Annotated in this window: 1 protein-coding gene; it reads right to left on the minus strand. The window is 42.3% G+C overall.

Annotation, left to right across the window (positions count from 1 at the left end; all coding sequences use genetic code 11):
* Positions 1 to 518 (minus strand): tyrosine-type recombinase/integrase (locus ACESZG_RS18935; RefSeq protein ID WP_373218965.1); only part of this gene is annotated, 518 nt, incomplete at both ends.

A 518-nucleotide genomic window follows, 5' to 3' on the forward strand; every position in this document is an offset into this window, starting at 1 on the left:
CCACAGGCTTCTCCAATACGAAGCCCGGCATAATAGGCTATCTGGATTGGAAGTATTGCGGCTGGGTTCTTTTTTTGAAGATACGTAAGCAGTCTTTCATAATCTTCTCGTGAAATTGGTTGGATATTTCCGTCCATGTCCTCATCCGAAAACAAATCAACTTCGTCCGTCTGATACCGCAGTTTAATATACTGCATGGGATTGAACGTAATATACTGTTTTGGAAATACTGCAAAGCGGAAGGACTGCTGCATGACTGCGGAAAAAGAATGGATGTAATCTTTGCTGTAACCCTTTTTCTCTTTTCCATCGGGATGAACTCCCCCAAAGGAAAGCAAATCAAAGAAGGATTGCAAATGCTCAGAGGTTACATTTTTTAATTTCCGTTCTGCCAATGGGTGTTTCTTGATATTTCGGATTGTTCCGAGGTAATTCTCCACAGTACCATTGCTGAGCGTACCTGTTTTTAATTCCTCCTCTGCCCACACATCCAGAAGTTGTCCGACTGTGAGATTTTC

The sequence above is a fragment of the Blautia sp. Marseille-P2398 genome (assembly GCF_964240315.1).
In the GTDB taxonomy this organism is placed as follows: Bacteria; Bacillota; Clostridia; order Lachnospirales; family Lachnospiraceae; genus Blautia_A; species Blautia_A wexlerae.